Origin of the sequence: Azohydromonas australica DSM 1124 (assembly GCF_000430725.1) — a bacterium.
In the GTDB taxonomy this organism is placed as follows: Bacteria; Pseudomonadota; Gammaproteobacteria; order Burkholderiales; family Burkholderiaceae_C; genus Azohydromonas; species Azohydromonas australica.
Window position 1 is genome coordinate 1 of sequence record NZ_AUMO01000139.1, and the last position, 7,274, is coordinate 7,274.

6 protein-coding genes are annotated in these 7,274 nt (G+C 64.7%); 4 read left to right on the forward strand and 2 right to left on the reverse strand.

The window, feature by feature from the left end; translation table 11 throughout:
• Nucleotides 1-278, forward strand: a 278-nt coding sequence (locus H537_RS55040) for a hypothetical protein (RefSeq protein WP_211235033.1), incomplete at its 5' end; no start/stop codon positions are given.
• 326 nt (nt 279-604) lie between these two features.
• Entirely contained in the window at nt 605-3,004 is a 2,400-nt protein-coding gene (locus H537_RS49475) for a PAS domain-containing protein (RefSeq protein ID WP_051242957.1), read from the forward strand.
• A gap of 133 nt (nt 3,005-3,137) precedes the next feature.
• On the opposite strand, the gene H537_RS53200 is transcribed toward H537_RS49475, so the two are convergent.
• Nucleotides 3,138-3,434: a hypothetical protein gene (locus H537_RS53200; RefSeq protein WP_156901837.1), complete on the reverse strand. Its 297-nt coding sequence runs from the start codon at nt 3,432-3,434 to the stop codon at nt 3,138-3,140.
• Nucleotides 3,435-3,635: 201 nt separating this feature from the next.
• Here H537_RS53200 and H537_RS0118530 point away from each other — a divergent pair, with 201 nt between their 5' ends.
• Nucleotides 3,636-4,751 (forward strand): PEP-CTERM sorting domain-containing protein, encoded by a 1,116-nt coding sequence (locus H537_RS0118530; RefSeq protein ID WP_028999034.1) that lies wholly within the window; start codon nt 3,636-3,638, stop codon nt 4,749-4,751.
• Nucleotides 4,752-5,214: 463 nt separating this feature from the next.
• Here H537_RS0118530 and H537_RS44095 read toward each other — a convergent pair whose 3' ends face one another.
• Nucleotides 5,215-5,910 carry a response regulator gene (locus H537_RS44095; protein ID WP_051242959.1) on the reverse strand — a complete coding sequence of 232 codons (696 nt, stop codon included), beginning with the start codon at nt 5,908-5,910 and terminating at the stop codon, nt 5,215-5,217.
• A 317-nt stretch (nt 5,911-6,227) separates the two neighbouring features.
• Between H537_RS44095 and H537_RS44100 the strand changes: the two genes are divergently transcribed.
• The coding region (locus H537_RS44100; protein WP_156901838.1) for a PAS domain-containing protein at nt 6,228-7,274 on the forward strand (1,047 nt) is incomplete at its 3' end.

The window sequence follows — 7,274 nt, forward strand, 5'->3', positions numbered from 1 at the left end:
TAAGATCACATTACCGATTCCTCACCGAAGAACCGAATTCAATTCGCTTCAACGTAATACATGTGCCTAGATTATTTTCTATTTTAGACGGACTTCGTCAAGAGAAATATGGATATCTTGTTTGTGCCGATCTGAACCTGAAAAAATCCAACGGAGATTACACCGGACATCACACCGACGGGCTTCTTATAAATAACGGACGCATTGTCCAGTTTATTGAAAGAGGGCGATGGTTTGACAAAAACGTCTGCCAGGAAGCACTGAACAGTTCGCCATGACAAGTAGGTTTATATAGGCTTTGTGGCATCAAGAAAAATCGGGCCAATTTTGGCTTATAGGCCATTTTGACGAGCTAAATTACTCTTAGATTTGTGCCCTTATCCGATACCAACCTTCGCGCTGTGCGATAGGTCTACCAGTCGGCGCAGGCTTACAAGTGGTCTGAAGCGGACAGGGTCGGCCACGGAGAGGGCGAGCCAAGCGGTTGATTTTTTGCACGACGGCGGCATCGCTGGAACATGGGCATAGCCCGGGCTACGCTTGATGAGTGGACTCGAGCCGATCTGATCCTGAATGCGTTGGCTGGCCCTTTGCCGCAGGCGAGATGGCGCAGCGCGTGCGCGAGCACGACTGGGCCGCCACCTCGCTGGGGGCCGTGGAGCGTTGGCCCGCCGCCTTGCGCACAACGGTGCAACTCCTGTTAGCCCATCCCTTCGCCAGCATCGTGCTGTGGGGGCCGCAGCTCATCCAGATCTATAACGACGCTTACCGCAAGCTGATGGGCGTGAAGCACCCGGTGGGCTTGGGGCAACCCACGCGCGAATGCTGGCCTGAGGTGTGGCACATCAACGCTCCGATCTACGAGCGGGTGCGCCAGGGTGAGGCGGTATGCCTGGAAGACGCCCTGTTTCCCATCACACGCTCGGGCGTCTTGGAGGATGCCTGGTTCTCCCTCACCTACAGCCCCGTGCGCGATGAGACAGGCCGGGTGGCCGGCGTGTTCCTCACAATCATTGAGACGACGCGGCGGTTGCGCGCCGAAGCCGCGTTGCGCCAGAGCCAGGTGCGCCAGACGTTCCTGCTGTGCCTGAGCGACGGCCTGCGCTCGCTGCAGGACGCTCAGGCCATCAAGCGGCAAGCCACGCGGCTGCTGGGCGAGCAGCTGGACGTGAACCGAGCCTTCTACGCAGAGGTACGGGGCGACGACTGGGTAGTCGCCAAGGGCTACGAGCAGGGCGTGACGGCATTGCCTGACGGCCCCTACGCGGCCCAGAGGTTCGGCCCGTGGATCATGGCCGCCTATCGCGCCGGCCAGCGCATCGTTTTCCACGACGTGCATACCGACCCACGGTTCTCGCCCCTACAGCGCCAGGCGCATGCCGCAGTCCAGATCCTGGGCGCCGTGGGCGTGCCGCTCGTCAAGCAAGGTGCACTGGTGGCCATCCTGACCGTGCACAGCGCCGTGCCCCGGTACTGGAGCGAGGAAGACGTGGCGCTGGTCGAGGAGACCGCCGAACGCACCTGGGCTGCCGTCGAGCGCGCGCGCGCCGAAGCCGCGCAGCGGCAGAGCGAGGTGCGGCTGACCATGATTTTCGAGCGTGCCCTGGTCGGGTTGTCCGAGATCGCGCCGGACGGCCGCTTCGTTCGGGTCAATTCAGAACTTGGCCGCATTGTCGACCGCGACACCGAAACGCTTTTGGACCTGACGATCGTGGACGTGACCCACCCCGACGACGTGGCCCCCAGCCTGGAAGCGGCTGCCAGGGTGCTCGCGCAAGGCGGCAGCGCGACGCTGGAGAAGCGCTACCAGCGTCCGGACGGCACGCTGGTCGTGGCCCAGAGCAGCCTCACGCGGCTGGAAGCGGACGCAGGCGGCGAGCCGCGGCTGCTGGCCGTGACGGTGGACCTTACCGCCCGGCGTCAGGCCGAAGAGGCGTTGCGCCAGAGCGAGGAGCGGCTGCGCCTGGCCATGAACGTCGGTGAGCTGGCCACCTGGGACTGGGACATGCTCACGGGACGGATCGTATGGTCCAGGGAGCATTTCCACATGCAGGGCTACGCCGTCGGGGAGGTCGAGCCCAGCTACGAAGCATGGCTGGCGCGCATACACCCGGACGATCGCGCAGTGGCCGAGACTGCATTGCGCCTGGCGTATGAGCAGCACGAGGCCTACAACCATGAGTTCCGCACGCTGCTGCCGGACGGATCGATGCGCTGGATGTCAGCGCAGGGACTCTTTTTCCATGACGTCCAGGGCCAGCCAAACCGGATGATTGGCGTCATGCGCGACATCACCGAGCAGCGCAACGTCCGCGAGCTGCTGGAGCACGAAATCGAGCAGCGTACGCATGTGCTGCGCCAGCTGCTGATGCGGGTGGAGTCCGTGCAGGATGAGGAGCGCCGGCGCATCGCGCGCGAGCTGCACGATGGCCTGGGCCAGTACCTCACGGCCGTCACGCTGGCTGTCGGCACGCTCAGGGATGTGCCGACCGATTCCTCCATCCAGGAGAGGGTGCAGCGCCTCGGTGAGCTGATGCAGCACTTGGACCGCGAGCTTGACCGGATGGTGTTCCTGCTACGGCCCACGGCGCTGGACGACTGCGGGGTGGGGGAGGGCGTGGCCGCCTACGTGCGCAGCTGGTCGGAGCTCACGGGAGTGCGCGTGGATCTGGCGCTGCATGGTCTGGATGGCGAGCGGCTGCCCGTGCCAGTGGAGACGGCGGTGTTTCGCGTCGTGCAGGAGGCACTGAACAACGTGGCCAAGCACGCTCGAGCCTCGCGCGCGAGCGTGAACCTGCAGCGCCGCGGCGGCCAGCTGGCGGGTTGCATTGAGGACGATGGAGTGGGCTTCGAGGCGGCCGACACGGCTGCACCCGCGGCCGGTCGCACCCACTGGGGGCTGGTGAGCATGCGCGAGCGCATCGAGGCGCTGGGCGGCACCTTTGCCATCGAATCCCACGCAGGCGAAGGCACGTCCGTCCTGCTGCGGGTACCGCTGCACTGACGAAACCATCGGGCAGCCAGTCCAACCGCAGCGTCGGATGCAGTGCAGGCACGGTCAAACGGCGTCAGCCCGTGGCTGCTGTCCCGCCGTGTTTCGGCCGACGCTGAGCCGCCTGGTGGCGTCAGCGCCTCGTTCACCCGCTTGAGACGGCCAGCAGTTCTTCCAGGCGTTGCCCCAACTCGGCCGGCACCGTAGCGCCTTGCCGCCAGTGGGGCTCGATCGCCTGTTCCAGTGCCAGAAGTTCGGCTTCCAGTGCAGCGCGCTTGCGCCCGCAGCTCATCTTGCCGGTCCATGAGGGCGTACTTTGGTCGCCGCGGCCACGCCGAGCCAGACGGGAGACGCCTGTGCGGCCCTCCGGGAATGCACCGGCTTTGCCCGGGTTGGTCGCACTGGCAATGGGCGGGGCAGGCGCGATGAGCACGATGGCCACGGGGCCGACACGCAGCAATGGCCGGTGCTGTGCGCTGGTAGGTTCGTCAATCAGTGACGAAGACGCCAGGAGCGATAGATATGGCGTGCAACCCCCGTGCGGGAAATGGCTCTTTCAGTACTGACGATGAGTTTCTGACTTGGCACCTTGCCTGGCACACCCTGCCTCTTGCAGCCCGTTGGCTGTGCAGGAGTGTTGGACATGCGTACTTCGAGCTTCACCAGGCCCTGGTCCGGCGCATGGCAGACGGCGCTGCTGGCGCTGCTGATGGCTAGCGGTGCCGCACAGGCCGCGCCACGCTACAGGGTGCTGGATCTGGGACTGCTTGAATTCCACTCCACCAGCAACGCGCTGGACATCAACAACCGCGGAGAAATCGTCGGCTGGTCGCTCGATGGCGTCCCGGACGGGGATCGCATCGGTTTCCTCTGGCGCAACGGCGTGATGCAGGCCATCAAGTCGCCCGACTACCGCAGCAGCAGCGCCGAAGGCATCAACGAGCATGGCCAGATCGCGCTCACCGGCTTCGAAGGCGACGGCTTATTCCCGCCCTCGGCCTACGTCTATGACAGCGGCAGCGGCCGCCTGCAGCGCATCCCGACGCCCTCGGGCTTCGGCACTGCGGTGGCCATCAACAACGCCGGGCACGTCATCGGCATCGGCAACGTGAACGGGCCCGCCGAGCATTACCTCTACGACGGCACAGCCAGCAGCAGGCTGCCCGAGAACCTGGCATTCGCCTTCGACATCAATGACGCGGATGCGATCGCCGGCTACCGCAACGACGGACGGCCTGCCATCTACCAGGACGGCACGGTGACTGCGCTGTCGTCGCAGCGCGGCCAGGCCGAGGCTCTCAACAACCGGGGCCAAGTGGTGGGGCAGTTGGAGCCCACCGACACCGAGCCCGGCGGGCTTTTTCTCTACAGTGACGGCCGCCTCCAGCTCCTGGACACCGGCGGCCGCGGCGGTTTCGCCACGGACATCAATGAGCACGGCTCGGTGGTGGGCACGCTGGAGGACAACACCGACGGCGTCACCACCCGGCTGCCCTTCGTGTACCGCAACGGCACGCTGCAGGACCTTAACACGCTGCTCACGCCCGAAGCCGACGCGGCGTGGACGCTGATCGAGGCCAACGCCATCAACGACCGGGGCTGGATCGTCGGCATGGGCGAATTGGTGGGCGGAGCGGACAACAACGCCTTCGTGGCCATCCCGGTGCCCGAGCCCGGCGCATGGGCGCTGATGCTGGTGGGTGCAGGAGTGATCGGTGCAGTAGCGTGCCGGCGTGCTGTCCGGCACACGCTGCCATAGCGAAAGCGCTGTTCTTTGCCTTGCAGTAAGGGAGCAGTTCGGGAACGTCCAGCAGCGCCAGCGCGTGTTCGTGGTGGCTGAGAAAAACAAGCCCGCAGGCTGCTGGCTCAAAGAGAAGGGCGGCAAGGAAGGAAGATGAAGGAGGAAACCGCCCTTGCGAGGAGGGCATTTGCACCCCCTCGCCCCTCGCTCAGGGCGGTCACAGGCCGCCTTCTTCATGGCCGCAGACCACTCCAGGCTACAGGACCAAGCTTGAAGCTCACAGCTTGGTGACCGTCAGCGCCGGTCGAATTCGGCTGGTGCCAGCAACAGTGCGCCCTTGAGCCCGTTGACTTGGCATGCGGCATCAGGTCTGCCGCTAGTGCATTCGCAGCTTCAACATGGCGGCACGATCTGACACTGGCGTTAAAAACCGAGGGAGTCACGACCGTGAGCAAACGCGGCCGCTGCGCCGCCAAGGCCTTCAGCGCCTCCAGGTGGCGGATCCTGAATAGCTGGTGCTTGCACTGCTGGAGCGACCAAAAAGTCCCAGCCGCTGTGCCTCCAGCGCGGCCTCGGCGCGTGAGTTCACGTTGAGCTTGCGGTAGATCTGCTTGACGTAGTCGGCGATGGTGTGGCGAGAAAGATGGAGTTGCACGGCGACCTCGGGCAGCGAGAAGCCCTTGGCCACGCGCAGCAGCACCTCTGTCTCCCGCTCGGTGAGGTTGACGTGCGGCATAAGGTCGGCCTGCGGCTTGGCCTGCGCGGCGAAATAGGCCAGGACACGGCGTGCGATGGAAGGAGATAACGGCGGCTCACCATGGCTGATGCGCTGCAGTTGTGCGGTAATGAACTCGCGTGGCTGCTCCTTGAGGATGTAGCCCCAGGCACCGGCCTGCAGTGCAGGAAAGAGATGCTCATCGTCGTCGTGGATGGACACAACCACGGACTGGGCTTGAGGCTGTTGCTGGCGCAGTGCCTCCACCACGTCCGTTCCTGAGCCGTCAGGCAGACCCAGGTCGATCAGCGCGAGGTCAAAGTTCGTCACGGATACCAGACCCATTGCGTCGTGCACCCGGGCGCTTTCGGCAATCGTGGCGTTCGGGAATACCTCCAGCACCAAGCTCTTGAGCCAGTAGCGGATCTGCGGCAGATCTTCCAGAAGCAGAATGTTATTCATACAACCTCCCGTTGCAAAAAGCAAAGGCATGCTACCAATGTCAGTGCTTGACCATCCCAAATTCAACGCCCCCGTTTGAAGGGTGCGAGAGACGCGCTGAAATATTTGCTCTGGCTTTGACCAACATGCTTCGTTCTGAGATTCGCGCCCTTCAAGAACAAGATCCGCGCTGAGCCACAGGTCGGCCAGTCAGCGCAGGCACCAGCACAGGGTGCAGGCACCAGAGTCGGTTGAAGACCGGGCCAGCCAAGCGGTCGCCTTTTCGCACGACGACGGCATTGCTGGAACACGGACATGGTCCGGACTACGCTTGATGAGTGGACTCAAGCCCATCCGATCATGGCTACGCTGGCTGGCCCTTCGCCAGCGGCGAGATGGCGCAGCGCATGCGCGAGTACGACTGGGCCGGCACGCCACTGGGGCCCGTGCGGCTATGGCCGATAAGCCTGCGCATGGTCGTGCAGACCGTGTTGGCGCATCCCGTGGCCAGCATCGTGCTGTGGGGCCCGCAGCTCATCCAGATCTACAACGACGCCTACCGTCACCTCATGGGCGTGAAGCACCCGGCCGGGCTGGGGCAGCCCGCGCTCGAGTGCTGGCCCGAGGTCTGGCACATCAACGCGCCGATCTACCAGCGCGTGCGCCAAGGCGAGTCGGTCAGCCTGGAGGACGCACACTTTCCCGTCACGCGCTCAGGCAAGCTGGAAGACGCCTGCTTCTCGCTGGCGTACAGCCCGCTGCGAGACGAAGACGGCGTTGTGGCCGGCGTGCTGCTCACCATCGTCGAGACGACGCAGCGGCAGCGTGCCGAAGTCGCATTGCGCCAGGGCGAGGAAGAGCTGGACATGATTTTCGAGCGTGCTCTGGTGGGCTTGTCCGAGATCGCGCCGGACGGCAGGTTCGTGCGGGTCAATCCCGAGCTCGGCCGCATCGTCGGACGCAGCACCGAAGCCCTGTTGGGCATGACGATCGCGGACGTGACCCATCCCGATGACGTGGCCCGCAGCCTGCAAGCCGCCACCAGGGTGCTGGAGCAGGGTGGCAGCGCGACCCTGGAAAAGCGCTACCGGCGTCCGGATGGCACGCTGGTCGTGGCCCAGAGCAGCCTCACGCGGCTGGAGCCGCAGCCGGGTACCGGGCCTCGCTTGTTGGCGGTGACGGTGGACCTCACCGCACGCCGCCAGGCCGAAGCGGCACGGCGCCAGAGCGAGGCGCAGATGTATGCCATCGCCAACCTGGTGCCGGACCTGCTGTGGAGCAACCTGCCCGACGGCCACGTGGACTGGTACAACAAGCGCTGGCACGAGTACACCGGGCTGAGCGATACCAACAGCACGGGCGAGGGGTGGGCAGCCAGCATCCAC